Source organism: Sphingomonas sp. 8AM, from assembly GCF_902506455.1.
In the GTDB taxonomy this organism is placed as follows: Bacteria; Pseudomonadota; Alphaproteobacteria; order Sphingomonadales; family Sphingomonadaceae; genus Sphingomonas.
Window position 1 is genome coordinate 973,521 of sequence record NZ_LR733844.1, and the last position, 24,793, is coordinate 998,313.

At 67.6% G+C, this 24,793-nt stretch carries 27 protein-coding genes; 9 read left to right on the plus strand and 18 right to left on the minus strand.

The window, feature by feature from the left end:
- Window positions 1–28: 28 nt before the first annotated feature.
- The 6 genes from BACI71_RS04880 to dnaK form a co-directional block, all read right to left on the minus strand.
- Window positions 29–1,420 carry an efflux transporter outer membrane subunit gene (locus BACI71_RS04880; protein ID WP_159755777.1) on the minus strand — a complete coding sequence of 464 codons (1,392 nt, stop codon included), beginning with the start codon at window positions 1,418–1,420 and terminating at the stop codon, window positions 29–31.
- On the minus strand, window positions 1,417–2,571 hold the full coding sequence (locus BACI71_RS04885; RefSeq protein WP_159755780.1) for an HlyD family secretion protein: 1,155 nt from the start codon (window positions 2,569–2,571) through the stop codon (window positions 1,417–1,419). Before BACI71_RS04885 ends, BACI71_RS04880 begins: the two co-directional genes overlap by 4 nt.
- Window positions 2,568–4,220 carry an MFS transporter gene (locus BACI71_RS04890; RefSeq protein WP_236552816.1) on the minus strand — a complete coding sequence of 551 codons (1,653 nt, stop codon included), beginning with the start codon at window positions 4,218–4,220 and terminating at the stop codon, window positions 2,568–2,570. The genes BACI71_RS04885 and BACI71_RS04890 overlap by 4 nt, the downstream gene beginning before the upstream one ends.
- 192 nt (window positions 4,221–4,412) lie before the next feature.
- A complete protein-coding gene (gene era, locus BACI71_RS04895; RefSeq protein WP_159760873.1) occupies window positions 4,413–5,309 on the minus strand; it encodes a GTPase Era in 897 nt (298 codons plus the stop codon).
- A 74-nt stretch (window positions 5,310–5,383) separates the two neighbouring features.
- Window positions 5,384–6,511 (minus strand): molecular chaperone DnaJ, encoded by a 1,128-nt coding sequence (dnaJ, locus tag BACI71_RS04900; protein ID WP_159755783.1) that lies wholly within the window; start codon window positions 6,509–6,511, stop codon window positions 5,384–5,386.
- 286 nt (window positions 6,512–6,797) lie between these two features.
- On the minus strand, window positions 6,798–8,702 hold the full coding sequence (dnaK, locus tag BACI71_RS04905; protein WP_159755786.1) for a molecular chaperone DnaK: 1,905 nt from the start codon (window positions 8,700–8,702) through the stop codon (window positions 6,798–6,800).
- 179 nt (window positions 8,703–8,881) lie between these two features.
- Between dnaK and BACI71_RS04910 the strand changes: the two genes are divergently transcribed.
- Window positions 8,882–9,163: an ETC complex I subunit gene (locus BACI71_RS04910; protein WP_159755789.1), complete on the plus strand. Its 282-nt coding sequence runs from the start codon at window positions 8,882–8,884 to the stop codon at window positions 9,161–9,163.
- 297 nt (window positions 9,164–9,460) lie between these two features.
- On the opposite strand, the gene BACI71_RS04915 is transcribed toward BACI71_RS04910, so the two are convergent.
- Complete coding sequence (locus tag BACI71_RS04915) at window positions 9,461–10,000, minus strand: NUDIX hydrolase (RefSeq protein ID WP_159755792.1); 540 nt, start codon at window positions 9,998–10,000, stop codon at window positions 9,461–9,463.
- Window positions 10,001–10,092: 92 nt separating this feature from the next.
- On the opposite strand from BACI71_RS04915, the gene mscL reads away from it, so the two are divergent.
- On the plus strand, window positions 10,093–10,548 hold the full coding sequence (gene mscL, locus BACI71_RS04920; RefSeq protein ID WP_159755795.1) for a large conductance mechanosensitive channel protein MscL: 456 nt from the start codon (window positions 10,093–10,095) through the stop codon (window positions 10,546–10,548).
- Window positions 10,549–10,641: 93 nt separating this feature from the next.
- Here the strand turns inward: mscL and BACI71_RS04925 are convergent, their stop codons facing one another.
- From BACI71_RS04925 to BACI71_RS04960, 8 genes are all read right to left on the minus strand, one after another.
- Window positions 10,642–12,177, minus strand: a complete 1,536-nt coding sequence (locus tag BACI71_RS04925) for an amino acid permease (RefSeq protein WP_159755798.1) — start codon at window positions 12,175–12,177, stop codon at window positions 10,642–10,644.
- An 88-nt stretch (window positions 12,178–12,265) separates the two neighbouring features.
- The gene (locus tag BACI71_RS04930; RefSeq protein WP_159755801.1) at window positions 12,266–12,658 is read right to left on the minus strand and encodes an HIT domain-containing protein; all 393 of its coding nucleotides are present in this window, start codon (window positions 12,656–12,658) and stop codon (window positions 12,266–12,268) included.
- A gap of 10 nt (window positions 12,659–12,668) precedes the next feature.
- Window positions 12,669–13,016 (minus strand): phosphoribosyl-ATP diphosphatase, encoded by a 348-nt coding sequence (locus tag BACI71_RS04935; RefSeq protein WP_159755804.1) that lies wholly within the window; start codon window positions 13,014–13,016, stop codon window positions 12,669–12,671.
- Window positions 13,017–13,081: 65 nt separating this feature from the next.
- A complete protein-coding gene (locus BACI71_RS04940) occupies window positions 13,082–13,315 on the minus strand; it encodes a hypothetical protein (protein ID WP_159755807.1) in 234 nt (77 codons plus the stop codon).
- On the minus strand, window positions 13,312–13,524 hold the full coding sequence (locus BACI71_RS04945; protein ID WP_159755809.1) for a hypothetical protein: 213 nt from the start codon (window positions 13,522–13,524) through the stop codon (window positions 13,312–13,314). The genes BACI71_RS04940 and BACI71_RS04945 overlap by 4 nt, the downstream gene beginning before the upstream one ends.
- 285 nt (window positions 13,525–13,809) lie before the next feature.
- A complete protein-coding gene (fumC, locus tag BACI71_RS04950; protein WP_159755812.1) occupies window positions 13,810–15,207 on the minus strand; it encodes a class II fumarate hydratase in 1,398 nt (465 codons plus the stop codon).
- 174 nt (window positions 15,208–15,381) lie between these two features.
- Window positions 15,382–15,795: a GNAT family N-acetyltransferase gene (locus BACI71_RS04955; RefSeq protein WP_159755815.1), complete on the minus strand. Its 414-nt coding sequence runs from the start codon at window positions 15,793–15,795 to the stop codon at window positions 15,382–15,384.
- 210 nt (window positions 15,796–16,005) lie between these two features.
- Window positions 16,006–16,491, minus strand: coding sequence for an SspB family protein (locus BACI71_RS04960; protein WP_159755818.1), 486 nt, complete (start codon window positions 16,489–16,491; stop codon window positions 16,006–16,008).
- 101 nt (window positions 16,492–16,592) lie between these two features.
- Here BACI71_RS04960 and hisB point away from each other — a divergent pair, with 101 nt between their 5' ends.
- From hisB to hisF, 6 genes are read left to right on the plus strand one after another with little or no spacing between them, the layout of a single operon-like run.
- The gene (gene hisB, locus BACI71_RS04965; RefSeq protein WP_159755821.1) at window positions 16,593–17,180 is read left to right on the plus strand and encodes an imidazoleglycerol-phosphate dehydratase HisB; all 588 of its coding nucleotides are present in this window, start codon (window positions 16,593–16,595) and stop codon (window positions 17,178–17,180) included.
- A complete protein-coding gene (locus BACI71_RS04970; protein ID WP_236552817.1) occupies window positions 17,177–17,488 on the plus strand; it encodes a YciI family protein in 312 nt (103 codons plus the stop codon). Before hisB ends, BACI71_RS04970 begins: the two co-directional genes overlap by 4 nt.
- Entirely contained in the window at window positions 17,485–18,090 is a 606-nt protein-coding gene (hisH, locus tag BACI71_RS04975) for an imidazole glycerol phosphate synthase subunit HisH (protein ID WP_159755824.1), read from the plus strand. The genes BACI71_RS04970 and hisH overlap by 4 nt, the downstream gene beginning before the upstream one ends.
- Complete coding sequence (gene hisA, locus BACI71_RS04980) at window positions 18,078–18,812, plus strand: 1-(5-phosphoribosyl)-5-[(5-phosphoribosylamino)methylideneamino]imidazole-4-carboxamide isomerase (protein WP_159755827.1); 735 nt, start codon at window positions 18,078–18,080, stop codon at window positions 18,810–18,812. The genes hisH and hisA overlap by 13 nt, the downstream gene beginning before the upstream one ends.
- A gap of 5 nt (window positions 18,813–18,817) precedes the next feature.
- Window positions 18,818–19,795 carry a bile acid:sodium symporter family protein gene (locus BACI71_RS04985; RefSeq protein WP_236552818.1) on the plus strand — a complete coding sequence of 326 codons (978 nt, stop codon included), beginning with the start codon at window positions 18,818–18,820 and terminating at the stop codon, window positions 19,793–19,795.
- Between the two features lie 40 nt (window positions 19,796–19,835).
- The gene (gene hisF, locus BACI71_RS04990) at window positions 19,836–20,603 is read left to right on the plus strand and encodes an imidazole glycerol phosphate synthase subunit HisF (RefSeq protein ID WP_159755831.1); all 768 of its coding nucleotides are present in this window, start codon (window positions 19,836–19,838) and stop codon (window positions 20,601–20,603) included.
- 429 nt (window positions 20,604–21,032) lie between these two features.
- On the opposite strand, the gene BACI71_RS04995 is transcribed toward hisF, so the two are convergent.
- The 3 genes from BACI71_RS04995 to BACI71_RS05005 all read right to left on the minus strand — a co-directional run bounded on the left by BACI71_RS04995 (window position 21,033) and on the right by BACI71_RS05005 (window position 23,446).
- Window positions 21,033–21,302 (minus strand): hypothetical protein, encoded by a 270-nt coding sequence (locus BACI71_RS04995; protein ID WP_159755834.1) that lies wholly within the window; start codon window positions 21,300–21,302, stop codon window positions 21,033–21,035.
- Window positions 21,303–21,482: 180 nt separating this feature from the next.
- Window positions 21,483–21,668 (minus strand): hypothetical protein, encoded by a 186-nt coding sequence (locus BACI71_RS05000; RefSeq protein ID WP_159755837.1) that lies wholly within the window; start codon window positions 21,666–21,668, stop codon window positions 21,483–21,485.
- Window positions 21,669–22,306: 638 nt separating this feature from the next.
- Window positions 22,307–23,446, minus strand: coding sequence for a CaiB/BaiF CoA transferase family protein (locus BACI71_RS05005; protein WP_159755840.1), 1,140 nt, complete (start codon window positions 23,444–23,446; stop codon window positions 22,307–22,309).
- A 226-nt stretch (window positions 23,447–23,672) separates the two neighbouring features.
- Here BACI71_RS05005 and BACI71_RS05010 point away from each other — a divergent pair, with 226 nt between their 5' ends.
- Window positions 23,673–24,779, plus strand: coding sequence for an S-(hydroxymethyl)glutathione dehydrogenase/class III alcohol dehydrogenase (locus BACI71_RS05010; RefSeq protein WP_159755843.1), 1,107 nt, complete (start codon window positions 23,673–23,675; stop codon window positions 24,777–24,779).
- Window positions 24,780–24,793 lie beyond the last annotated feature (14 nt).

The window sequence follows — 24,793 nt, forward strand, 5'->3', positions numbered from 1 at the left end:
GCCTTCGCCGGGATGACGAATTTGCCGCTTACCGCTCCACCGCCGCGACGTCCGCACGCGTCCAGCCGCCGCCCATCGCCTGATACAGCGCGACATAGCTGTTGAGCCGGTCGGCGCGCGCCTGTGCCAGCGACAGTTCGGCGGTCAGCAACGTACGTTGCGCATCCAGTTGCTCGATGTAGCTGGAATAGCCGGCGCGATAACGATTGGTGGCGTTCTGGAGCGCGCCGCGCGACGCGGCGACCTGCTCCGCCAGCGCCTGCGCCTGTTCGCCGGTGCGGCGCACGCCCGCCAGCGCATCCTCGACCTCGCGGAACGCGGTCAGCGCGGTGCGGCGATAGGCGAAGGCGGCCTGATCGCGCCGTGCGGTCGCGCCGCGTTCCTGCGCACGCAGCCGCCCGCCGTCGAAGATCGGGCCGAGGATGCTGGCGCCGAGCGAGAACACCACCTCCGGCTGTGCGAGCGCGGTCGACAGCACGAGGTTCGCCGCGCCGGTCAACGACAAATTCGGCAGCATCGCCGCGCGCTGGCTGTCGAGCGAGCGGTCGGCGGCGACCAGCGTCTGTTCGGCCTGGAACAGATCGGGGCGGCGGCGGAGCAGGTCGGCCGGGAGCCCATCCGGGATCGCCGGCGTCGCGAGCCGTTCGAGCGTTACGCCACGGTCGATCGCACGCGGCACGTCGCCGGTCAGCAGCGCCAGTGCATTTTCGGCGCGGGTGATCGCAAGCTCGGCGGCGGGGACGAGCTGTGCGGTGCTGGCATATTCGGCCTGCGCCTGCCGATATTCGAGCCGCGAGGTATAGCCGGCCTCGAAACGGCGTTGCGCGATCCGCAGCGCCTCGGCGCGGGCCGCGAGCGTGTCGCGTGCGATCGCGAGCCGATGGTCGAGGGCGCGCAGCGTGACGTAGCTTTGCGCGGTGGTCGCGGCGACCGCGAGCCGCACCGTATCCGCTGCCGCCTCGGTGGCCAGCAGTTGCGCGCGCGCTGCGCGCGTCGCCTGCCGCAACCGCCCGAACAGGTCGAGGTCGTAGCTGAGCGACACACCGGGCTGCACCGCCGCCGAACGCGCGGTGGTGCCGAGCGCGCTGATCTGCTGCCCCTGCGTCTCGGGCACCGTGCCGCCGATTTGCGGGAGCAATTGCGCGCGCGCCAGCGCCTCGGCGGCGCGTGCTTCCTCGACGCGTGCGGCGGCGGTCTGGATGTCAAGATTGTTGGCGAGCGCGCGCTCCACCAGCGCGGTCAGCACCGGGTCGCCGAACTGCTGCCACCAACCCGCCTGCACGGGACCACCGACTGGCAAGGCGTTGCGCCACGCCGGTGGGGGCACGACCGCGGCACTCTCCGGCGCGGCGCGGCGCGGGCCGGGCAAGGCGCATCCCGCCAGTAGCAGCGGGAGCAGCAGCGCGCGCGACCTGCTCATTGCGGAGCGGCGACGCCATCGGTGTCGACGCGCGCCTGCACCGACATGCCGGGGCGCAACCGCTCGGCAAGCCGCTGGCCGGGGTCGACACGGATGCGCACCGCGATCCGCTGCGGGACCTTGGTAAAGTTGCCGGTGGCGTTGTCGGACTTGAGTACCGCAAACTCGCTGCCGGCGGCGGGCGCGATCCGCTCGACGCGCCCGGTTAGCCGCGCGTTGCCGAGTGCGTCGACGGTGAAGCTGGCGCGCTGCCCGACCGTGATGCGCGCGGTCTGCGCTTCCTTGAAATTGGCGATCACCCATGTCTCGGGGGGCACAAGGAACATGAGCTGCGACCCGGCGGTGACATATTGACCGACGCGGACGCCGACCTCGCTCAGCCGCCCCGCTTCGGGCGCGCGGATCACAGTATTGGCGAGGTCGATCCTGGCGAGGCGCAGTGCGGCGCGCGCGCCCGACACGCCGGCCTGCTGCCCGCCGCGGCCGACCGCGACGGTGCGGATGTCCTGCCGTGCGATCTCCTGCGCGGCCTCGGCCTGATTGAGTTGCGCCTGCGCCTGACGCAGCGCGGCAAGCGTCTGGTCGCGTTCGCGCAACGATACCGAGCCATCGGTGACGAGATCGTTGACGCGGTTCATGTCGGCCTGTGCGCGCATCAGCTGCGCGCGGGCGTTGGCGACCGCGGCGCCCTGCGCGCCCAGCGACGCCTGCCGGCTGGCGGCGGTCTGGGTGGCGTTGGCGAGCGTCGCCTGCGCGCTCTCGACCTGTGCCTGCGCCTGTTCGACGCGCTGCGCGTAGATGCGGTCGTCGATCGTGACGAGCGGCTGGCCGGCCTGCACATTCTCGAAGTCACGCACCAGCACGCGCGTCACATAGCCCGAGACCTGCGGCGCGATCACCGTCGTGCGCCCGCGGACATAGGCGTTGTCGGTCGACTCGTAAGCGGTGGTGAACGGCCAGACGCGCCAGGCCGCGAGCACCGCCGCGATCCCGGCGATCGCGAGCAGCAGGATCAGCGCGATCGCGGTGCGCGACAGCGCGGGCGGGCGCCAGCCGGAGCCGGCGGGCGGGGCAGGGCCCGCCGCGGCATCCTCGGCCACTTTCTCCTCGGTGGCGGGAGCGACGGCAACGGGGGAACGGGTGTCGGTCATGCGGTGGCCTGAACGCGTGCGCGCCACGAACGGCGCAGCAGGAGGAACAGAAGATAGAAGAAGGTGAGCGCCGCCAGCACCGCGATCAACCGGAACATGTCGTCATAGGCGAGCACGTTCGCTTCGCGCGTCGCGGCTTGCGACAGGAGCGCGCCGCCCTCGGCGCTCCGCAGGGTCGGGTCGCCAACGACGCGTGCGACGCCGCTCGCCCCGGACTGGAGGCGGGCCTGCACGATCAGATCGGTCGGGTCGATCGCCTGCACCAGCGCAGCGCTGTTCGCCTTCTCGCGGACCACCTGATAGGTGCCGAGGATCGCGGTGCCGGCGAGCCCGCCGATCGAATTGAGCACGCCAAACAGCGCGAGGAAGCTGATGACGTGCCCGGCGCCCTGTTGCAGCGCGCGCGTCATCCCGAACAGCAGCGACGGGCCGAGGAAGAACGCGCCGGCAAAGGCGATCGTCGCCTGTGTCGCGTAGAGCTGCGGCGCGCGCGTCAGGCTGGTCGAGTAGGAATCGACCCAGGCAGCGACCGCGACGAGCCCGATCGCGAGCATCACCGGATGCGCGAGCTTGGTCGGATCGAGCGTGATCGCGCTGATGACGAACCCCGCCAGTGTCGCGAGGAAGATGATCGTGAAGAACGGCACGAGCTGGTCGTTGTTCTGCCCCAGCACGGTCAGCAGCCCGACCGCGCCATAGGTCTGTTCCGACAGCACGATGCGCGCCATCAGCGTCACGACTGCGAAGCGGATGATGTCGGCGCTGCCCAGCCAGCGCGTGTTGAGCAACGGATTGGCGCGGTGATGTTCGATGATGAGCGCGGCGGCCAGCATCGGGATCGCGCCGAGCAGCGCCCAGCCGATCCACGCCGATTGCGTCCACCATACATAGCGCCCGAGTCCGAGCACCGCCGCGAACAGCCCCATCGACCCGGCGAACAACGCGAAGGTGACGAAGTCGAGCTTCTCGAACGCTTTCTGCCGCGTCGTCGGGGGGAGGCGGAAGGCGAGGACGGCGGCGAGGCTGAGCGCCGACAGCCCGAGTTCGAACAGATAGAGCGTCCGCCATTGGCTCATCGACAGCAATTCGGGCGAGAACAGCCGTGCGAGCGGGGTGGCGAGCTGCGGGATGCCGATCCCCAGCACGATCGCGCGCAGCCGCCATTTGGCGGGGAAGGCCTGCATCAGATAATACAGCGCGAAGGTGTTGAGCGCCGCGCCGGCCATCCCGCTCGCCGCCCGCACCAGCACCGCCGACCAGAAATCGCGCACGAACAGATGCCCGAGCGTCAGCAGCAGGTAGAGCGACAGGAAGATGATCGCGAACGGCCGTAGCCCGAATTGCTGCCGGAACTTGATGAGCAGCAGGTTGATGCTGACGTTGGTCATCACATAGACGGTCGGCAGCCATGCGATCTCGGACGGATCGAGCCCGAGCGCGCCCGCCAGCGTCACGGTGTTCGCGCTGACCAGTGCATTGCCGAAGCCGCTGGTCAACCCGACGAGGATCGCGACCAGCGCATAGGCGATCTGGCGGCGGCGCGGGTGGTCGGGCGAGCCGGGCGAGCCGGGCATGACCGGGCGCTCGTGGGGCGCATAGTCCCAGCGTTCCTCGGCGAGGACGGTGCGGAGGCGGGTGAAGAGCGACACCGCTGACCCTCTCCGGCCGTCATTGCGAGCGTAGCGAAGCAATCCAGAGCGGCACGCGCGCGGCCCTGGATTGCTTCGCTACGCTCGCAATGACGGAGCGGGGGTGTGCGAGTCCGAGCCTCTCGGGCGACGGGACACAGGAGAGAGACATGGGCCCCTGCCTGCGCAGGGGCGACGGTGGTTGGGCCGGCGTCACTCCACCCAGTCGAGGCCGAGTTCGCGGTAGACGCCGCGGTCCTCGTCCCAGCCGGGCTTGACCTTGACGTGCAGGTACAGATGCACCGGGCGGTCGAGCAGCACCATCAACTCGGCCCGCGCACGCGCACCGATCTCCTTGATCCGCGCGCCGCCCTTGCCGAGCACGATCGCGCGCTGCGAGGTGCGTTCGACCATGATCTGCTGGTGGATCTCGGTCGAGCCGTCTTCGCGGTCGGTGAATTTCTCCGTCTCGACGACGCTGGCGTACGGCAGCTCGGCGTGGAGTTGCAGGTACAATTGCTCGCGCGTCACCTCGGCGGCCATCGCGCGCTCGGTCGCGTCCGAAACATGGTCGGCGGGATAATGCCACGGCGCGGCGGGCAATGCCCTGGCCAGTTCGTGCTTGAAATGCGCGACGCCATCGCCGGTCTGCGCGGAGATGAAGAACGTTTCCTTGAACGGCAGCAAACCGTTGAGCTTCTCGGCATGGAGCAGCAATTTGGGCTTGTCGGCGAGGTCGACCTTGTTGAGCACGAGGTAGATCGGCTCGGGCCGGCCCTTCAGTGCCTCGATGATCTCGGTCACCTTGGGGCCGAGCCCGCCCTTGCCGTCGACGACCAGTGCGATCACGTCCGCGCCCTCGGTCCCGCCCCATGCCGCCGACACCATCGCGCGGTCGAAGCGGCGCTTCGGCTCGAAGATGCCGGGGGTGTCGACCAGCAGTAGCTGCGTATCGCCCTCGATCGCGACGCCCATCAGCCGGGTGCGGGTCGTCTGCGCCTTGGGGCTGACGATCGCGACCTTCTGCCCGACCAACGCATTGACCAGCGTCGATTTTCCGGCGTTCGGCGCGCCGACGACCGCGACCAGTCCGCAATGTTGCGCCCCGATTTCCTGCTGCGAATGTTGCGAATGTTGAGACGCTGGCGCGTTGGATCCCGGGGGCGCGTTCGATTCAGGCTCGGTCATTCGCCCGCAATGACACTCTTCAGCCGCGAGAAGAAGCCCTGGCTCTGCGGACATTCATCGCCGGTCTCGGTTTCGCGGAACTCCTCCAGCAACGCGCGCTGGCGCGTGCTGAGCTTGGTCGGGGTCTCGACGTCGATCTGGATGACCAGATCGCCGTGCCCGCGGCCTTGCAGCACCGGCATCCCCGCGCCGCGCTGCCGGAGCTGCTTGCCCGACTGTATACCGGCCGGGATCTTCACCTCGTGGCGCCGGCCGTCGAGCCCGGGGATCGACATCGTGCCGCCCAGCGCGGCGGTGGTGAAGCTGATCGGCGCGCGCGCGAACAGCGTCGTGCCCTCGCGCTCGAACAGCGAGTGCCGCTTGACGTGGAGGAAGATGTAGAGGTCGCCGGCCGGTGCGCCTCGCGCGCCTGCCTCGCCCTCGCCGGTCAGCCGGACGCGCGTCCCCTCGTCGACGCCGGGCGGGACCGACACGGCGAGCGTCTTGGTCTTTTCGACGCGACCTTCGCCGCGGCAATCCGCGCACGGGTCAGTGATGACCTGCCCCGAGCCGTGGCAGAGCGGACAGACGCGCTCGACGACGAAAAAGCCCTGCTGTGCGCGGACCTTGCCGTGGCCGTGGCAATGCTGACAGGTGTGCGCGTGCGTGCCCGGCTTCGATCCCGATCCGTGGCAGGTGTCGCACGGCGCGGAGATGTCGACGGTGATCTCCGTCTCCTTGCCGTGGAACGCCTCCTCGAGCGTGATTTCCATGTCGTAGCGCAGGTCGGCGCCGCGGCGCGTCTGCTGCCGTCCGCCGCCACCGCGCTGGCCGCCCATGAACTCGCCGAACACGCTCTCGAAAATATCGGAAAAGCCGCCGAAATCCTGTGCCTGATGCCCGCCGCCGCCACCGCCGTTGCGGAACGCGGCATGGCCGAAGCGATCATAGGCCGCGCGCTTCTGCGGGTCCTTCAGGCAGTCATAGGCTTCGCTGACCGCCTTGAACTTCGCTTCGGAGTCCTTGCACCCGGCGTTCTTGTCGGGGTGGTACTTCATCGCGAGCTTGCGGTACGACGATTTGATCGTCGCCGCGTCGGCGGTGCGCTCGCATTCGAGCAGCTCGTAATAGTCGATTTCGGTCATGCGGCCTCTAGGTCGGATCGGCATTCCGGCGGGAAGGTGCGAACGACCCGGAATTGCTTACCGTCATCCCCGTGAAGACGGGAATCCAGAACCTCTGACGTGGCGCTTCTTGAAGCACCGTCGGCGTATCTGGATCCCCGCCTGCGCGGGGATGACGGCATTGAGAGGATAGAATGGGGGTGCGAGGGGGCGGCCACGAACGCTGACTTGCGATGCATCGTCACCTTGTCCTCGCTACCCCTCTCCCAACCCTCTCCCCGGCGGGGAGAGGGCCTTACGGGAGACGTTACTTCTGTTCGTCGACTTCCGAGAATTCGGCGTCGACCACGTCGTCCTTCCTGGCCTCTTCGGCGCCCGCCTCGCCCTGCGGCGCGGCATCGGCCTGCTGCTGCTTCTCGTAGATCGCCTGACCGAGCTTCATCGCGACCTGCGCCAGCGCCTGGCTCTTCTCGTTCATCTGCTCCGGGTCGTTGCTCTCGACCGCCGCCTTGGCCGCGTCGATCGCCGACTGGATCTCGCCCTTCAGCGCTTCGTCGACCTTGTCGCCGTTGTCGGCGAGCTGACGCTCGGTGGTGTGGATCAGCGATTCGGCGTTGTTCTTCGCCTCCGCTGCCGCACGGCGCTTCTTGTCCTCCTCGGCGAAGGACTCGGCGTCGCGGACCATCTTGTCGATGTCGGCGTCCGAAAGGCCACCCGAGGCCTGGATCTTGATCTGCTGCTCCTTGCCCGTGCCCTTATCCTTGGCGCTGACGTTGACGATGCCGTTGGCGTCGATGTCGAACGTCACCTCGATCTGCGGCACACCGCGCGGGGCGGGCGGAATGCCGAGCAGGTCGAACTGGCCGAGCAGCTTGTTGTCCGCCGCCATCTCGCGCTCGCCCTGGAAGACGCGGATCGTCACCGCCTGCTGATTGTCATCGGCAGTCGAATAGGTCTGCGACTTCTTGGTCGGGATCGTGGTGTTGCGGTCGATCATGCGCGTGAACACGCCGCCCAGCGTCTCGATGCCCAGCGACAGCGGGGTCACGTCGAGCAGCAGCACGTCCTTGACGTCGCCCTGTAGCACGCCGGCCTGAATGGCGGCGCCCATCGCGACGACCTCGTCCGGGTTGACGCCGGTGTGCGGGTCCTTGCCGAAGAACTGCTTCACGATCTCACGGACACGCGGCATGCGGGTCATGCCGCCGACGAGCACGACTTCACTGATCTCGCTGGCCGACACGCCGGCATCCGCCAGCGCCTTCTTGCACGGATCGAGCGTGCGCTTGATGAGATCCTCGACCAGTCGCTCCAGATCGGCGCGGGTGATCGTCTTCACCAGATGCTTCGGGCCGTTCTGATCGGCGGTGATGAAGGGCAGGTTGACCTCGGTCGACGCCGCCGAAGAAAGCTCGATCTTCGCCTTCTCGGCGGCTTCCTTCAGACGCTGGAGCGCGAGCTTGTCCTTGGCGAGGTCGATGCCCTCGTCCTTCTTGAAGCCCTCGGCCAGATATTCGACGATCTTGTTGTCGAAATCCTCGCCGCCCAGGAAGGTGTCGCCATTGGTGGCCTTCACCTCGAACACGCCGTCGCCGATCTCGAGGATCGAGACGTCGAAGGTGCCGCCGCCAAGGTCATAGACCGCGATCGTCTTGCCGTCCTGCTTGTCGAGGCCATAGGCCAGGGCCGCCGCGGTCGGCTCGTTGATGATGCGCAGCACCTCCAACCCTGCGATCTGCCCGGCGTCCTTGGTCGCCTGGCGCTGCGCGTCGTTGAAGTACGCCGGCACGGTGATGACCGCCTGCGTGACCGTCTCGCCGAGGTACGATTCGGCGGTTTCCTTCATCTTCTGGAGCGTGAAGGCGCTGATCTGCGACGGGCTGTATTCCTTGCCGCCCGCGCTGACCCACGCGTCGCCATTGGCACCCTTCACGATGTGATAGGGGACCAGCTCGGTATCCTTCTTGGTGACCGGATCGTCGAAGCGGCGGCCGATCAGGCGCTTCACCGCGAAGATCGTGTTGTCGCCATTGGTGACAGCCTGACGCTTGGCGGGCTGCCCGATCAGTCGCTCGCCATCCTTGGCGAAGGCGACGATCGACGGCGTGGTGCGCGCGCCTTCCGCATTCTCGATAACCTTGGCCTTGCCGCCTTCCATCACGGCCACGCACGAATTGGTGGTGCCGAGGTCGATACCGATAACTTTTGCCATGAGTGCTTTACCTAGCCCCTGCATATTTGTGACTTCATCGCCGCCACGCCCCGTTACGGCAGCGCAACCGCGTGTGACGAAGGGCGATATAGGTGGCGTGATCCGCCCCGCAAGATTGCCGCGTGATGTCGGCGGGAACCATTGCCTGTTCGCCGCGTGCGACGTAGGAGGAGCGCATCATGCAGACCGCCCGCATCTATCAGCGCCCGAAAAACGCCATGCAGTCCGGCAAGGCCCGCACCGATACGTGGCAGCTGGAGTTCGAGCCCGGCGAGCCGAAGCGCCCCGATCCGCTGACCGGCTGGGCGGGCAGCGGCGACACGCGCGACCAGATCCGGCTGTTCTTCCCGAGCTGCGAGGCGGCGGTCGCTTACGCCGAGGCGCAGGGGCTGGCGTATACCGTGATCCCGACGCCGGAGAAGAAGCTGAAGCTGCAGAGCTACGCGGATAATTTTCGGTAGGATTTCGTCGCCCCGGACTTGATCCGGGGCCCCGCTTCTTCTTGGCGACCGAGGTAAGTAAGAAGCGGGATCCCGGATCAAGTCCGGGATGACGTGATGGGGACTGGCGGTTCGTCCCAAAGGTCGTCGCCCCTGCGCAGGCAGGGGCCCATGTCTCTCGAATTGATGCGCGCGGTTTGACACAGGCGCGGTGCTGGGTGTGTCGAACGCTCCGACAAACGAAACAGTTATAGGCCCCTGCCTGCGCAGGGGCGACGGTGGTTGGGGGCAGAGCGCGCCACAATCACGGCGCTCGCCTCACCCGATCAGCACATCCGCGAGCAGCACCAGCATCTTGACGTCCATCGCCACGCCCGCGGCGCGCTTTTGTGCGACGAACGCGGCGATCTCGGTGCGCGGCACCAGATGCACCTCGATATCCTCGTCGGCCTCGCCGCCGCCGTCGCCGACCTTCACCAGATCGTGTGCGCGCACCAGCGTGAAGCCCTCGCTGTTCATTCCCGGCGAGGAATAGAAGAAGCCGAGGTCCTCGATCCGCCCGGCGCGATAGCCGGTTTCCTCCTCCAGCTCGCGCGCGGCGCCGACCGCGACCGCCTCGCCCTCGGTCTCGTCGCCGATCAGCCCGGCGGGCAGTTCAAGGCAGCGGCAGCCCAGCGGCACGCGATATTGCTCGACCAGCACCACGCGGTCCGCGTCGTCGATTGCGACGATCACCGCCGCCTGGATCCCGCGCTGCCGCGCGACGAACTCCCAGCCGCCTTGCTTGACCACCTTGATATAGCGGCCTTCCCAGGCGGTTTCGGGCGGGAAGGCGGCGTCGCGGTGCGGATGGGTCATGGCGCCCCGTTTATCGGCCCCGCGGCGCTTGGCGAAGCGAAAAACCGCGCCTAACCTCGGTCATATCGTGCAACAGGGAAGGAAGCCCGCTCATGCTCAAGGATTTCCGGGCGTTCATCGCGCGCGGCAACGTGCTGGATCTGGCAGTCGGCGTCATCATCGGGGGCGCGTTCGCGACCATCACCAAATCGCTGACCGACGACGTCATCATGCCGATCGTCGGCGCGCTGTTCGGCGGCTTCGACTTCTCCAGCTATTTCGTCCGGCTCGGGCCGGTGCCGGCGGACTATAAGGGCTCGCTCGCCAGCTATGCGCAGCTGAAGGCGGCGGGGGTGCCGCTGCTCGGCTATGGCGAGTTCATCACGGTCGTCATCAACTTCGTGATCCTCGCGTTCATCGTCTTCCTGCTGATGCGCAGCGTCAACAAGCTGATCGCGACCGTCGAGCGCGAGAAGGCCGCGGGCGAGGCTGAACCGGCGGCCGATCCCGCCGAGGTGGTGCTGCTGCGCGAGATCCGCGACGAGCTGAAGGCGCGCCCGCAAGTCTGACCGCGTCGCCCCTGCGGAGGCAGGGGCGACGGAATAGAAAAGGGCCGGGGGGATCGCTCCTCCCGGCCCTTATTCTTTTCATCATGCCCGCGATCAGTGCGTCTCGTGGACCTCGACGATCCCGCGCCCGAGATGGCTGTGGCCGCGGCTGTAGCCGAAGTAGATCACCAGCCCGACCGCGCCCCACACCGGCAGCACCAGCATCGCCGCCGTGGGCAGGTTGAAGAACAGGAACACGCAGCCGACGATCGTCAGCGGCCCGACCAGCCACAGCGCCGGGGTGCGGAAGCTGCGCGGCTGGTTCGGCGCGGTACGGCGCAGGATCATCACCGCCACCGCGACCATCGCGAAGGCATAGAGCGTCCCGGCATTGGCGATGTCGGCGAGCTGCCCGACCGGCAGGAAGGCGGCGGCGAACGCCACGCCGACCCCGGTCATCGCGGTAACGATATGCGGCGTCTTCCACTTCGGATGGACGGTCGACAGCCGCTCGGGGAGCAGGCCGTCGCGGCTCATCACGAAGAAAATGCGCGTCTGGCCGAACATCAGGATCAGGATCACCGACGGCAGTGCGACGAACGCGGCGATGCCGAGCAGATTGCCGACGCCCGACCAGCCGATCGTGCGCAGGACGTGCGCGAGCGCCTCGCCCGAGCAGACCAGAGCATCCTTATATTGCGGCAGCGCGCATTCGCGCGCCAGTTCCTCGGAACCAGCCGGGAAGGGGATGCCGTTCGGCCCCATGATCGGCTGCCCGCCGATCGTGCCGATCGCGCCCGCCGCGACGAGGATGTAGAAGACGGTGCAGAACAAAAGCGACCCGATCAGCCCGATCGGCACGTTGCGCTGCGGGTCCTTGGTTTCCTCGGCGGCGGTCGATACCGCGTCGAACCCGACATAGGCGAAGAAGATCGTCGCCGCCGCACCGACCGCGCCGACCCCGGTGCCGAAGCCGCCGAAGACGCCCGCGGGCAGGAACGGGTTGAAGCGATCGGCGCTGAAATAGTCGCTCGGCAGCGTCAATGCGACGAACGCGGTCAGCGCGGTGACCTTGATCGCGACCAGCACGGCGTTGACGCGCGCGCTCTCGGTGGTGCCGATCATCAGCAGCCAGGTGATGAGCAAGGCGATGACGATCGCGGGCAGGTTGATGAACCCGCCCGGCGCGCCGCCCAGCGCCAGCGGCGCCGCGGATAGCCATGCCGGCAGATGCACGCCCATGAATTGATTGAGGATCGTGCCGGTGAAATACCCTGACCAGCCGACCGCGACCGCGCTGGCGGCGACCGCATATTCGAGGATCAGCGCCCAGCCGACCGTCCACGCCAGCAGCTCGCCCATGGTGGAATAAGTGTAGGTATAGGCCGATCCCGCCACCGGGATCATTGCCGCGATCTCCGCATAGCAAAGCGCCGCAACGATGCAGATCGCGCCTGCGATCGCAAAGGCGAGCATCAGGCCGGGCCCGGCTTTTTGCGCCCCCGCCGCGGTGAGCACGAAGATGCCGGTGCCGATCACGCAACCGATGCCGAACAGCGTGAGCTGGAACCAGCCGAGCGTGCGATGCAGCGACTTTTTCTCGGCGGTGGCGAGGATGGCGTCGAGAGGTTTGACGCGCCCGAATATCATGTAGGTCGAAGCCCCCGGAAAGTCAGATTTGGCGGGAGCCTAGCGGCGGATCGCGGCTGCGCAATAGTGTTGCGCTACGATGACGGTTTCAGACGCGACTATCGTTGTGGAGCAGCATGGGACCGAGCGACCGTCCGCCGAGGATATGAACGTGCAGGTGCGGCACCTCCTGGTGCGAATCGAGCCCGGTGTTGGCGATCAGCCGATAGCCGCCCGCCACCAGCCCGGCCGCGCGCGCTGCCTGACCGATCGCGCGGGTAAAGCTGACGATCTCCGCCTCGCTCGCACTGGCGGAGAAATCGTCCCAGCTGACGTAGCTGCCGCGCGGCACCGCCAGCAGATGCGTCGGCGCCCAGGGGGCGATATCGTGGAAGACGATCGTATGATCGTCCTCGTAGACGCGCTTCGATGGTATCTCGCCGCGCAGCAGCCGTGCGAAGATGTTGCCGTCGTCATAGGGCAAGGTGGCGTCGACGCTCATGCGCAGATCCTCATTCGGCGCGGAAGGAGAGGGGGAGCGGGCCGCGGGTCGCCTTTTCCTCGTGTCCGCTGGTCCCTTCGCGGCTCGCCAGCTCGGCGCGGATGTCGTCGGGAGTGAGCCCTGCATCGGCGAGCAGCACGAACAGATGATAGATGAGGTCGGCGGCTTCGGGGACGATCGCGCGCGGGTTCTGTCCCATCGCGGCGATGACGATCTCGGTCGCTTCCTCGCCGATCTTCTGCGCGATGCGCGCGCGGCCGCGCGCGAACAGCGAGGCGGTGTACGAGCCGTCGGCGTCGGCGCCCTTGCGCGCGGCGATCGTCGCGAACAGCCGGTCGAACGTGTCGTTAGCAGTCATCGCCCCGGCGTGCCGCGTCGTGGCGGCGGGGTCAATGGCTCCCCGCCGCCACGCGCGATCTGGGGTCAGGCGCCGGGCGGATAGCGCGACGGCTGGCCGGCGGTCGCGACCTTGCTCGCCTTGTGTCGATCATAGGCCTTCTTCGCGACATAGGCGCCGCCGAGTGCCCAGCCGAGCGGGCCCATCCGCGTCACCGCGCGTGCGGCGACCGCGCCGATGATCGCCCCGCCCGCGCCGCCGTCACGCCCGCGCCGATCGAGTTCGCGCCCGATCAGTCCGCCCAAAATGCTGCGAATCATGCCTTGATCCTTTCCGATACGCTGTCACCGAGGATTTCGATTCCCTTCAGCACGCCCCAGCCGATCGCCCAGGTCGCCACCACCGGCAGCACGACCTTCAGGACGTTGGCGGTGATCGCGCCGTATAATGCGCCGTCCGCGGCGCTGTCGTCGCCCGACATCGAGTCGATCGCGCCGCCGATCAGCGCGCCGATCGTGGTAACACCCATGTTGATGACCCCTGTTCGTTTCGCATCAACAATGCCGGGAGAGCGGTGCGGTTCCGGGAGGTCGAGCAGACGTCCGATGATGAGGTAATTTCAAAGCTACCGGTCGTCATTGCGAGCGTAGCGAAGCAATCCAGGGCGTCCTGATCCGGCCCTGGATTGCTTCGCTACGCTCGCAATGACGGATAAAGGTCGTCGCCCCGGACTTGATCTGGGGCCCCGCTTTTTGACGGTGAAGAAGAAGCGGGGCTCCGGCTCAAGACCGGGGCGACGAAGACAGGTTCCGGATCAGGAGCGACCCAGCATCGCCTCGGGCCGGACGACGCGATCGAACGTCGCCTCGTCCACCAGCCCCAGCGCCAGCCCGGCCTCCTTGAGCGTCAGCCCTTTTTCGTGGGCGTGCTTGGCGATCTTCGCGGCATTGTCGTAGCCGATCTCGGGCGCGAGCGCGGTGACGAGCATCAGTGATCGATCGAGCAGTTCGCCGATCCGCGCTTCGTTGGCGGTCAGCCCCTCGACGCAACGCTCGGCGAAGCTGTCGCAGCCGGTCGCGAGCAGGTCGATCGAGCGCAGCACGCCCGCGCCGATCACCGGCTTGAAGACGTTGAGTTCGAGATGCCCCTGCGCGCCGCCGACCGTCACCGCAACGTGGTTGCCGATCACCTGCGCCGCGACCATCGTCAGCATCTCGCACTGCGTCGGGTTGACCTTGCCGGGCATGATCGAGCTGCCGGGTTCGTTGGCGGGCAGATCGAGTTCGCCCAGCCCGCAGCGCGGACCGGAGCCGAGCAGCCGGATGTCGTTGGCGATCTTGGTGCACGCCACCGCCAGCGTGTTGAGCGTGCCGGACAGATGGACGAGCGGATCGTTGCTCGCCAGCGCCTCGAAGAAATTGTCGGCCGGGCTGAACGCGATGCCGGTGATCGCGCCGAGTTCGGCGCAGATGTCGCGCGCGAAACCGGCGGGGGCATTGAGCCCGGTGCCGACCGCGGTGCCGCCCTGCGCGAGCCGGTCGGTGCCTTGCTCGACCGCCGGTCCGATCCGCTTCAGGCAGCGATAGAGCTGGTGCGCATAGCCGGAGAATTCGTCGCCGAGCGTCAGCGGAGTCGCGTCCTGCAGATGCGTGCGGCCGATCTTGACGAGGTCACGCCATTCCTGCGCCTTGGCGTCGAGCGCGGCGTGGAGCCGTTCCACCGCCGGCAACAGCCGCTGCCGTACCGCGATCGAACAGGCGATGTGGAGTGCGGTCGGGAAGCTGTCGTTCGAGGACTGGCCGCGGTTGACGTCGTCATTGGGGTGAACAGGCGACTTGCCGCCGCGGGTGCCGGTCAGGGTCTCGTTGGCGCGGCCGGCGATCACCTCGTTGACGTTCATGTTGCTCTGCGTGCCGCTGCCGGTCTGCCAGATGACGAGCGGAAAGTGATCGTCGAGCTTGCCCGATGCGACTTCCTGCGCGGCCTGTTCGATCGCCTCGGCCTTGTCGGCGGCGAGCCCGTGGCGGCGGTTGACGCGCGCGGCGGCCTGTTTGACGAGCGCGAGCGCGTGGACGATCTCGATCGGCATCCGCTCACGCGCGCCGAACGGAAAGTTTTCGAGGCTGCGCTCGGTCTGCGCGCCCCAATAGGCGTCGGCGGGGACGTCGATCGGGCCGATCGAGTCGGTTTCAGTGCGGGTGGCCTGGGTCATGCGAGGATAACTGGCCGGGCGGGCGGTTGTTGCGCAACCTGCTTCCCGTCTGCCCATACATAGACCTTCGTCATTCCCGCGAAGGCGGGAATCCAGAACCTCTGACGTTGCGGCTCTCACGAGGACCTGCGCGTCTGGATCCCCGCCTGCGCGGGGATGACGGGTGTGTGTGGCTCAGCCGATCCGCTTCGACAGAAAGAAGCGCGCCTCGCCGGGCGGGTAGTCGTCGATCTGTCCGAAGACGCCGTAACCCAGCTTCTCGTAGAAGCCGCGCGCCTGGAAGCTGAACGTGTCGAGCCAGATGCCGACGCAGCCGAGCCGTCGCGCCTCGTCCTCCGCCGCCAGCATCAGCGCGCGGCCCTGTCCCTTGCCGCGCGCTTCTGGCGGAAGTGCGAGATATTTGACGAACAGCCAGCGATAACTCGCCTCTGCCCACAACCCGCCGATCGCGGCGCCGGCGTCGTCGCGTAGCACGAGCGCGACCTTGTGGCGCTCGGTCGGGCCGGCGGCGGCGTCGTTGTGCGCGGCCAGCGGGGCGAGGATCGCGTCGAGGTCGGCGTCGCCGGGGGTGGGGATGAGGTCGATCATATGGTGAGCCTTTCCATCGTCGTCCCGGACTTGATCCGGGACCCCGCTTCTTCATCCGGGCAAAAGCGGGACCCCGGATCACGTCCGGGGTGACGGAAGATAAGGCACGTCATGGGAGTAAATCCCATGACGTCGGACGCGCTTGCTGCGCGCCGGCCGTGCCGATGCGTCGCTTCGCGACCGCGGCGCACTGGTGCGCCGCTCGCATCGTCACTTCTTCCGCTTGAAATCCACCGCCACGACGTTCGAGCCGTCCTCGACCGGCGCGACGCTCGGGCCGTCGTTCTCGGCCGGGTCGTGCGGGCCGGGGCCGTCGCCGGGGCCTTCCTGCGCCTGGAAGCGCAGCTCGAAATTGACCGTCGGATCGTGGAAGCCGGTGATCGCCGAATAGGGGATGACCAGCTTCGACGGTACCTGATTGAAGCTCAGGCCCACCGAAAAGCGCTCCTGATCGACCGTCAGGTCCCAGAAGCGGTTCTGGAGGACGATCGTCATCTCGTCCGGGAAGCGCTCGATCAGCCGCTGCGGGATGTCGACCCCCGGCGCCTGCGTCTTGAAGGTGATGTAGAAGTGGTGCTCGCCCGGCAGACCGCCCGACTCGGCCACGGTTCCCAGCACACGCCCCACGACCGCGCGCAGGGCTTCCTGCACGATTTCGTCATAGGGGATCAGGCTGTCGGGCAGCATATCGCTCATGGCCGCCATGGGTAGCGCGGTGCGCGCCCCGGTCAAGCATGCTTGGTAAGGTTACTCGGCAAGGTTGCCTGTGCAGCGGGGCGCGTTATGGACGACGCGATATGCGCACCGCCACGATCCGCCGCGACACTTCGGAGACGAAGGTCGCCGTCACCGTCAACCTCGACGGTACGGGGGTTTACGACGTGAAGACCGGCGTCGGCTTCTTCGATCATATGCTCGAACAGCTCTCGCGCCACGGGCTGGTCGACCTCCATGTCCGCTGCGACGGCGACCTGCATATCGACGAGCATCACACCGTCGAGGACACCGCGCTGGCGATCGGCAGCGCGGTGGCGCAGGCGCTCGGCGACAAGCGTGGCATCCGCCGCTACGGCGACGCGCTGAGCCCGATGGACGAGACGCTGACCCGCGTCGCGCTCGACATCTCGGGGCGGCCGTGGCTGGTGTGGCGCGCGCGCTTCTCGCAGGCGCGGCTGGGCGGCATGGACACCGAGATGTTCCAGCATTTCTTCCACAGCTTCGCGCAGAACGCCGGCATCACGCTGCACATCGAGACATTGTACGGCGACAACAACCATCACATCGCCGAGAGCATGTTCAAGGGGCTGGCGCGTGCATTGCGTGCCGCCGTTGAGATCGACCCGCGCAAGGCCGATGCGATCCCCTCGACCAAGGGGACGTTGTGACCGGGTTCCGCGCCGCGGGCGATTTGTGCGTCGTGCTGCTCAGCTATGTGCGCCCGCTCGATGAAGTGGATGCGCAGATGGCGGCGCATGTAGCGTGGCTGGAGCAAGGCTTCGGTCAGGGCGTGTTCCTCGTCGCGGGGCGGCGTACGCCGCGCACCGGCGGGGTGATCGTGATGCGCGGCGAACGCGCAGCGGTGGAGCGGGTGGTCGCCACCGATCCGTTCGTGACCAGCGGGGTCGCCACCGCCGAAATCGTGCCGTTCAGCGCCAGCTTCGCCGCGACCGAGCTGCACGGGTGGCTGGCATGACGCTCGCGCTGATCGATTATCAGGCCGGTAACCTCCATTCGGTCGCGAATGCCCTGCGCGCGGCGGGGTGCGCCGACCTGACCGTCACCGCCGACCCCGAGGTGGTGCGGCGCGCCGACCGGATCGTGCTGCCCGGCGTCGGCGCGTTCGGCGCCTGCGCGGCGAACCTGCGGGCGGTGCCGGGGATGGTCGCGGCGATGGAGGAGCGGGCGCTCGGGCAGGGCGCGCCGTTCCTCGGTATCTGCGTCGGGATGCAGTTGCTGGCGGAGACGGGCGAGGAGCTGGGTGTTCACAAGGGGCTCGGCTGGATCGCGGGCAGCGTGCGCCGCATCGACCCGGCGGGCAGTGACGCCAAGGTCCCGCACATGGGCTGGAACGACGTGGTGCCGACCGCCGGCCACCCGCTGATCGTTCCCGGCGAGGCCTATTTCCTGCACAGCTACGCCTTCACCGGCGACGGCGTGGTTGCGACCACCGACCATGTCGGCCCAGTGACCGCCGCGGTCGCGCGCGACACGGTGCTCGGCGTGCAATTCCACCCCGAAAAGAGCCAGCGCTATGGTTTGGCGCTGCTGGAAAGGTTTCTGGCATGGCGTCCCTGATCGTCTTCCCCGCGATCGATCTCAAAGGCGGACAGGTCGTCCGGCTCGCCGAGGGCGATATGGCGCGTGCGACCGTCTATGGCGACGATCCCGCCGCGCAGGCGCGCGCGTTCGCGGCGGCGGGCGCGACACACCTGCATGTCGTCGATCTCGACGGCGCGTTCGCGGGCGAGAGCGTCAATGGCGACGCGGTACGTGGCATCGTCGCGGCCTTTCCGGGCAAGGTGCAGCTGGGCGGCGGCATCCGCACGCCGGCGGCCGTCGAAGCATGGCTCGATCTCGGCGTCGCGCGGGTGGTGATCGGCACCGCCGCGCTCGAACAGCCGCAGTTCGTCCGTGACATGGCGGCGCGCTATCCCGGCCAGATCGTCGTCGCGGTCGATGCGCGCGACGGGATGGTCGCGACCAAGGGCTGGGCGGAGGTCTCCACCACCAGCGTCGCCGATCTCGCGCGGCAGTTCGAGGATGCGGGCGTCGCGGCGGTGCTGTTCACCGATGTCGGGCGCGACGGGCTGCTCAAGGGCTGCAACGTCGCGGCGACCGTCGCGCTGGCGCGGGAGGTGCGCATCCCGGTGATCGCCAGCGGCGGGGTCGCGGACATCGACGACATCCACCAGCTCGCGGCGCATGCCCACGAGGGCGTCGAGGGCGTCATCACCGGCCGCGCGCTCTATGACGGGCGGCTCGACCTCGGCGACGCCTTGCGGGTGGCGGGACGCTGACCGGCGTGAGGGCGGGGCGCATCGGGGCGGTGTTGGCGCGCGCCGACCGCTTCCTGCTGCTGCTGATCGCGACCGTTGCGCTCGCCGCGGTGCTGCCGGCGCGGGGCGAGGCGGCGGGGTGGGTCGAACATGGCACGACTGTCGCGGTGGCGTTGCTGTTCCTGCTGTACGGCGCGCGGCTCGCCCCGCAGGCGATCTGGGCGGGGCTGGCGCAATGGCGGTTGCAGCTGCTGGTGTTCGCCAGCACCTTCCTGCTGTTCCCGCTGATCGGCCTCGGCGTCGCGGCGGCGACCCATGCGTGGCTGCCCGCGCCGATCGTCACCGGGCTGCTGTATCTCTGCCTGTTGCCCTCGACCGTCCAGTCGTCGATCGCCTTCACCTCGATCGCGCGCGGCAACGTGCCCGCTGCGCTGTGCAGCGCGTCGCTGTCGAACCTGGTCGGGGTGGTCATCACGCCCTTGCTGGTCGCGCAATTGCTCGCGACCGCCAGCGGCGGCTTGTCGCTCGATGCGTTGCGCGACATCGCGTTGCAGATCCTGCTGCCGTTCGTCGTTGGGCAGGCGATCAGGCCATGGGCGCAGGGCTGGCTGCTCGCGCATCCGCTGCTGACCAAGGTGGTCGATCGCGGATCGGTGCTGGTGGTCGTCTATGCCGCGTTCGGTGCCGGCGTTGTCGCGGGGCTGTGGCACCATGTCTCGCCGCTGACGTTGGTGGCGATCGTGCTCGTCTCGATCGTGATCCTCGCGATCGTAATCGGCGCGACAACGCTGGCGTCGCGTGCGCTGGGCTTCACGGTGCCCGACGAGATCGCGACCGTGTTCTGCGGATCGAAGAAGAGCATGGCGAGCGGCATTCCGATGGCGGCGATCCTGTTCCCCGCGCAAAGCGTCGGGCTGGTCGTGCTGCCGCTGATGATCTTCCATCAGGTGCAATTGTTCGTCTGCGCGTGGCTGGCACGGCGGTATGCGGAGCGGGCCGAGTGACCCGCTTGCCCCGGTGCCGCCGCGCAGGCATGAGCCAGGCATGACCGTTCGCGCCCGTGTAATCCCGTGCCTCGACGTTGCCGGCGGGCGCGTCGTCAAAGGCGTCAATTTCGTCGACTTGGTCGATGCCGGCGATCCCGTCGAGCAGGCGCGCGCCTATGACGCGGCGGGGGCGGACGAGCTATGCTTCCTCGACATCACCGCCAGCCATGAGGCGCGCGGCACGATCCTCGATGTCGTGCGGCGGACGGCGGCGGTGTGCTTCATGCCGCTGACCGTCGGCGGCGGGGTGCGCACCGCCGAGGACGCGCGCGCGCTGCTGCTGGCGGGCGCGGACAAGGTCGCGGTCAATTCCGCCGCGGTGGCGCGCCCCGAGGTGGTCGCCGACATCGCCGAACGGTTCGGCAGCCAGTGCTGCGTCGCCAGCGTCGATGCGCGGCGCAGTGTCGCGGGCTGGGAGGTGTTCACGCATGGCGGGCGGCGCGCGACCGGGATCGACGCGGTCGAGCACGCACTGCGGCTGGCCGCGCTGGGCGCGGGCGAGTTGTTGGTGACGTCGATGGACCGCGACGGGACCAAAGGGGGCTACGACCTCGACCTGATCCGCGCGATCGCCGACCGCACCGCGGTGCCGGTGGTGGCGAGCGGCGGGGTCGGGTCGCTGGATGATCTGGTCGCGGGCGTGGTCGAGGGACACGCCTCGGCGGTGCTGGCGGCGTCGATCTTCCACTTCGGGCAGGCGACCGTGGCCGAGGCGCATGCCGCGCTGGCGGCGGCGGGGGTGCCGGTCAGGGCGCCTTTGGGGTAGGCGGCGGCGCTTGCGGCGCTGAAGTGGGAAGACGTTGATACGTCCATTTATGGTGGTTAGCTGCCTTTTCCGGGAAAGGCGGGCAGCTGGGAAACACGCAAATCGCAGCTTCGCTTCTCGATGTCACAAAGCCTCGCGATTGGATATTCTCGAAGACGATCCGGGCTCAATCCCAGATAAAGAGTGCCCGCGTCCTTGGGCGGCCAAGGCCCACAAAAGCCATTTCCAGGTTCCAACTCCTGTGGCGATGGTGGGCGTGCATTCGGGGGTGACACAAAGTCCATGTAGACACTTGCCTTCGTGTCGTTCCTTACCGCCGTCACCGGGCCGCAGCCGGCAAGAATGATTGGCACGACAACGAGCGTCAGGTTGGTGTGGAAGCCCATGCCGCTATGATGCCCGATGACGGAGATGTCTGCTACTGGGCGATCACCGCCGGTCGAACGCAATCGTCTCGGCTGTAGCGAACGGCGGGCTGACCACGGCTTCATACCAATCGGCACGGAAGCCCGGCAGTGCGGATAGATGCGCGATCAGGTCTGGCCAGCCAGCCGCTTCCTCGTTGAAGGACCATACATGCCCCGCGACCTCGACATCGCAGCAGATCAAATCCGTCGTCATTTCATCCCGTTTGTAAAAGACCACGGCACGGACGTTGGGCAGCGGCAACTGAGCAAGGACGGCTGGCGTGATCGTCATTTCGATATGATGCCTTGCTGTACGGAAGGCGGCAATCGGCAAGCACCAAGGTTGTCTCGAACGACCGGGATTGGGCGTTAGCAGAGATCGCTCCGGCTGACCGCGGTGGAGGATACCTCCGCCTCAATGTCCGACTTTGGTGTGGTTTTCAGAAGGGTAGCTTTGCGCTTTCGAGCGCGTCTAGAGCTGGGAGAGGCTGGTGAATGTCGCCCACGACATAAGTATGAGAGCCAGAAAGGCGCCGCAAAAGGCTAACAGGCCGAACGCCGCTTGTTCGCGCTGGGAGTTGCGCGCATCGACTACGATGCGCCTTCCACAATGGGCGAGATTGCAGACGAGCAGAACCAGCGTCAGCAGAATGGCCATGAGGTTACCCATGCTCGATATCATCGCCGATCCGGGTGATGCCGGCAACTGGGGCGCTTCCGCCAGTCGACTTTAACGCCCAACCACGCCGCAACCTGGTGAGAACCTGCCGTCGAGGTGATAACCTCACCACAGTGATAGAAGGGGGGGATGCGAGGAAAAAGATGAGGGATAGCTTATTTGCCTTGATCGCCGGCTTGCTGCTCTCGCAGCAAGCGGCAGCGCAACCATCTCTGACTCAAGAAGGCCGTGCAGCGTTCCGCGAGGCGGTTGCCGAGTATCAGATGTTCGTGGTTCCGCACTGTGCACCTGATGCGGTTCACGCCTATGTGGCCGCAAGAGCTACTCGAGACAGCGATTTCGTTCGGTCTTTGCGAGGAACACCTTTGGCGACTGATCATAAGAAGGCTGTAGCTGCACGTGCGAAGCAAGACCGCCAAACCTTTTATGAATGCTCGTCACCGCCACCACCGCCGCCACCACCTCCAGGATGGATTCCGGTTCCCGCTCCGGTACAGAGTAAGTCACCGCTTCGTGATCCGCTTGCCGAGCACTTTAAAGCGGGAGACTATCAATACGGAAAAATGGTTTGGCTCCGGCAGCAGCTCATCGGCTCGACGAGTAGGTAGCATCCGCACTCACAGCCACGCCGCCCCCGCATGTTCCCCCAGCCGCGGGCTCGACCGCGCTGACACCGCCCGCACGCCATCATAGCGGATCGGGGAGGCGAGGCCGGGGATGCCGGCCATCGCCAGCTGCATCCCGCGCGCGACCACCTGCGGATCGGCGAAGACCTGATCGATGCGGTTGACCGGGCCGACCGGCACCCCCGCCGCCTCCAGCGCGGCGAGCAGGTCGGCGGCGCGCCACAGGACAGTGCGCGCGACCAGCAGCGGGAGCAGCGCGGCGCGGTTCGCCACGCGCGCCGGGTTGGTCGCGAACCGTGCGTCCCCGGCAAGCGCCGGCACCGCCAGCACCGCGCACAGCTTCGCGAACTGGCGATCGTTGCCGACCGCGACGATCAGGTCGCCGTCGCTGGTCGGGAAGCTCTGGTATGGGGCGAGGTTGGGGTGGCCGTTGCCGAGCCGCTGCGGCACCACGCCGCTCGCCATCCAGTTGAGCGCCTGATTGGCGAGCACCGCCACCTGCGTGTCGAGCAGCGCCATGTCGATATGCGTGCCGGCGCCGCTCGATCCCCGCGCGACCACCGCGGCGAGGATCGCGACCGTGGCGTAGACGCCGGTGAACAGGTCGGCGTGCGCGACGCCGCCCTTTTGCGGCGGGCCGTCGGGCTGGCCGGTGATCGACATCATCCCGCCCATGCCCTGGATGATGAAGTCATAGCCGGCGCGCTGCGCATAGGGGCCGTCCTGCCCGAAGCCGGTGATCGAACAGACGATCAGCCGCGGATTGGCGGTGCGCAACGCGGCGGGATCGAGCCCGTATTTGGTCAGGCCGCCGACCTTGTAGTTCTCGATCACCACATCCGCGCCGGCGGCGAGCGCGCGGACCTGCGCCTGACCCTCGGGCGTGGCGATGTCGATCGCGACCGAGCGCTTGCCGCGGTTGCAGGCGTGATAATAGGCCGCCGAACCGCGCTCGCCGGGCGTATCGACGACGAACGGCGGGCCCCAGTGGCGGGTGTCGTCGCCCTCGCCGGGGCGCTCGACCTTGATGACGTCGGCGCCGAGATCGGCGAGCAATTGCCCGGCCCATGGCCCGGCGAGGATGCGCGCGAGTTCGAGGACGCGCAGGCCGGCGAGGGGACGGTTGGTCATTGGCGTGGTCTAAAGCAGCGAGCGCCAGATCCAAATCGTTCGCACTGAGCTTGTCGAAGTGCGTGTTTCTGGCGAGGCGTCTGGCCTATGTGCTTCGACAGGCTCAGCGCGGACCGGTGGGTGGTTCGCGGGCAATGCAGGTGGATCGTTCGCGGGCAGCGAGCCTTGAACACCCCCGCTTGCCCCGCCTAAGACCCCGCGCACCAGTCACGAAGAGGTTGTCCCCATGAAGACCCGCGCCGCCGTCGCGTTCGAGGCGAAGAAGCCGCTGGAGATCGTCGAGCTGGATCTCGAAGGCCCGAAGGCGGGCGAGGTGCTGGTCGAGATCATGGCGACCGGGATCTGCCATACCGACGCCTATACGCTCGACGGGCTCGACAGCGAGGGGCTGTTCCCCAGCGTGCTCGGCCACGAAGGCTGCGGCGTCGTGCGTGAGGTCGGCGCGGGGGTGACCAGCGTCGCGGCGGGCGATCACGTCATCCCGCTCTACACCCCCGAATGTCGCCAGTGTAAGTCGTGCCTCAGCGGAAAGACTAATCTGTGCACCGCGATCCGCGCGACGCAAGGGAAAGGCTTGATGCCCGACGGCACGACGCGCTTCAGCTACAAGGGGCAGCCGATCCATCATTATATGGGCTGCTCGACCTTCTCGAATTTCACGGTGCTGCCCGAGATCGCGGTGGCGAAAATCCGCCCCGACGCGCCGTTCGACACCAGCTGCTATATCGGCTGCGGCGTCACCACCGGGGTCGGCGCGGTGGTCAACACCGCCAAGGTCGAGGTCGGCGCGACGGTGATCGTGTTCGGGCTCGGGGGGATCGGGCTCAACGTCATCCAGGGCGCGAAGCTGGCCGGCGCGGCGCGGATCGTCGGCGTCGACATCAACCCCGATCGCGAGGCGTGGGGGCGACAGTTCGGGATGACCGACTTCGTCAACCCGAAGGACGTGGGCGACGTCGTCCAGCACCTCGTCGCGATGACCGATGGCGGCGGTGATTATACGTTCGACTGCACCGGCAACACCGTCGTGATGCGGCAGGCGCTGGAGAGCGCGCATCGCGGCTGGGGCGAGTCGATCGTGATCGGCGTCGCCGAGGCGGGCAAGGAGATCAGCACGCGGCCGTTCCAGCTCGTCACCGGGCGCGTCTGGAAGGGCACCGCATTCGGCGGCGCGCGTGGGCGGACCGACGTGCCGAAGATCGTCGACTGGTATATGAACGGGATGATCCAGATCGACCCGATGATCACGCATCGGCTGACGCTGGACGAGATCAACAAGGGCTTCGATCTGATGCATGCCGGCGAGAGCATCCGCAGCGTCGTGGTCTACTGAGGGGAGGAGCGACG

Excerpts from the sequence above, each read along its gene's own strand:
- BACI71_RS04880 (WP_159755777.1), bottom strand. The coding sequence starts at position 1,420 with ATGAGCAGGTCGCGCGCGCTGCTGCTCCCGCTGCTACTGGCGGGATGC.
- BACI71_RS04885 (WP_159755780.1), bottom strand. The coding sequence starts at position 2,571 with ATGACCGACACCCGTTCCCCCGTTGCCGTCGCTCCCGCCACCGAGGAG.
- dnaJ (WP_159755783.1), bottom strand. The coding sequence starts at position 6,511 with ATGACCGAAATCGACTATTACGAGCTGCTCGAATGCGAGCGCACCGCC.
- dnaK (WP_159755786.1), bottom strand. The coding sequence starts at position 8,702 with ATGGCAAAAGTTATCGGTATCGACCTCGGCACCACCAATTCGTGCGTG.
- BACI71_RS04910 (WP_159755789.1), top strand. The coding sequence starts at position 8,882 with ATGCAGACCGCCCGCATCTATCAGCGCCCGAAAAACGCCATGCAGTCC.
- BACI71_RS04915 (WP_159755792.1), bottom strand. The coding sequence starts at position 10,000 with ATGACCCATCCGCACCGCGACGCCGCCTTCCCGCCCGAAACCGCCTGG.
- mscL (WP_159755795.1), top strand. The coding sequence starts at position 10,093 with ATGCTCAAGGATTTCCGGGCGTTCATCGCGCGCGGCAACGTGCTGGAT.
- BACI71_RS04925 (WP_159755798.1), bottom strand. The coding sequence starts at position 12,177 with ATGATATTCGGGCGCGTCAAACCTCTCGACGCCATCCTCGCCACCGCC.
- BACI71_RS04930 (WP_159755801.1), bottom strand. The coding sequence starts at position 12,658 with ATGAGCGTCGACGCCACCTTGCCCTATGACGACGGCAACATCTTCGCA.
- BACI71_RS04935 (WP_159755804.1), bottom strand. The coding sequence starts at position 13,016 with ATGACTGCTAACGACACGTTCGACCGGCTGTTCGCGACGATCGCCGCG.
- BACI71_RS04940 (WP_159755807.1), bottom strand. The coding sequence starts at position 13,315 with ATGATTCGCAGCATTTTGGGCGGACTGATCGGGCGCGAACTCGATCGG.
- BACI71_RS04945 (WP_159755809.1), bottom strand. The coding sequence starts at position 13,524 with ATGGGTGTTACCACGATCGGCGCGCTGATCGGCGGCGCGATCGACTCG.
- fumC (WP_159755812.1), bottom strand. The coding sequence starts at position 15,207 with ATGACCCAGGCCACCCGCACTGAAACCGACTCGATCGGCCCGATCGAC.
- BACI71_RS04955 (WP_159755815.1), bottom strand. The coding sequence starts at position 15,795 with ATGATCGACCTCATCCCCACCCCCGGCGACGCCGACCTCGACGCGATC.
- BACI71_RS04960 (WP_159755818.1), bottom strand. The coding sequence starts at position 16,491 with ATGAGCGATATGCTGCCCGACAGCCTGATCCCCTATGACGAAATCGTG.
- hisB (WP_159755821.1), top strand. The coding sequence starts at position 16,593 with ATGCGCACCGCCACGATCCGCCGCGACACTTCGGAGACGAAGGTCGCC.
- hisH (WP_159755824.1), top strand. The coding sequence starts at position 17,485 with ATGACGCTCGCGCTGATCGATTATCAGGCCGGTAACCTCCATTCGGTC.
- hisA (WP_159755827.1), top strand. The coding sequence starts at position 18,078 with ATGGCGTCCCTGATCGTCTTCCCCGCGATCGATCTCAAAGGCGGACAG.
- hisF (WP_159755831.1), top strand. The coding sequence starts at position 19,836 with ATGACCGTTCGCGCCCGTGTAATCCCGTGCCTCGACGTTGCCGGCGGG.
- BACI71_RS04995 (WP_159755834.1), bottom strand. The coding sequence starts at position 21,302 with ATGACGATCACGCCAGCCGTCCTTGCTCAGTTGCCGCTGCCCAACGTC.
- BACI71_RS05000 (WP_159755837.1), bottom strand. The coding sequence starts at position 21,668 with ATGGCCATTCTGCTGACGCTGGTTCTGCTCGTCTGCAATCTCGCCCAT.
- BACI71_RS05005 (WP_159755840.1), bottom strand. The coding sequence starts at position 23,446 with ATGACCAACCGTCCCCTCGCCGGCCTGCGCGTCCTCGAACTCGCGCGC.
- BACI71_RS05010 (WP_159755843.1), top strand. The coding sequence starts at position 23,673 with ATGAAGACCCGCGCCGCCGTCGCGTTCGAGGCGAAGAAGCCGCTGGAG.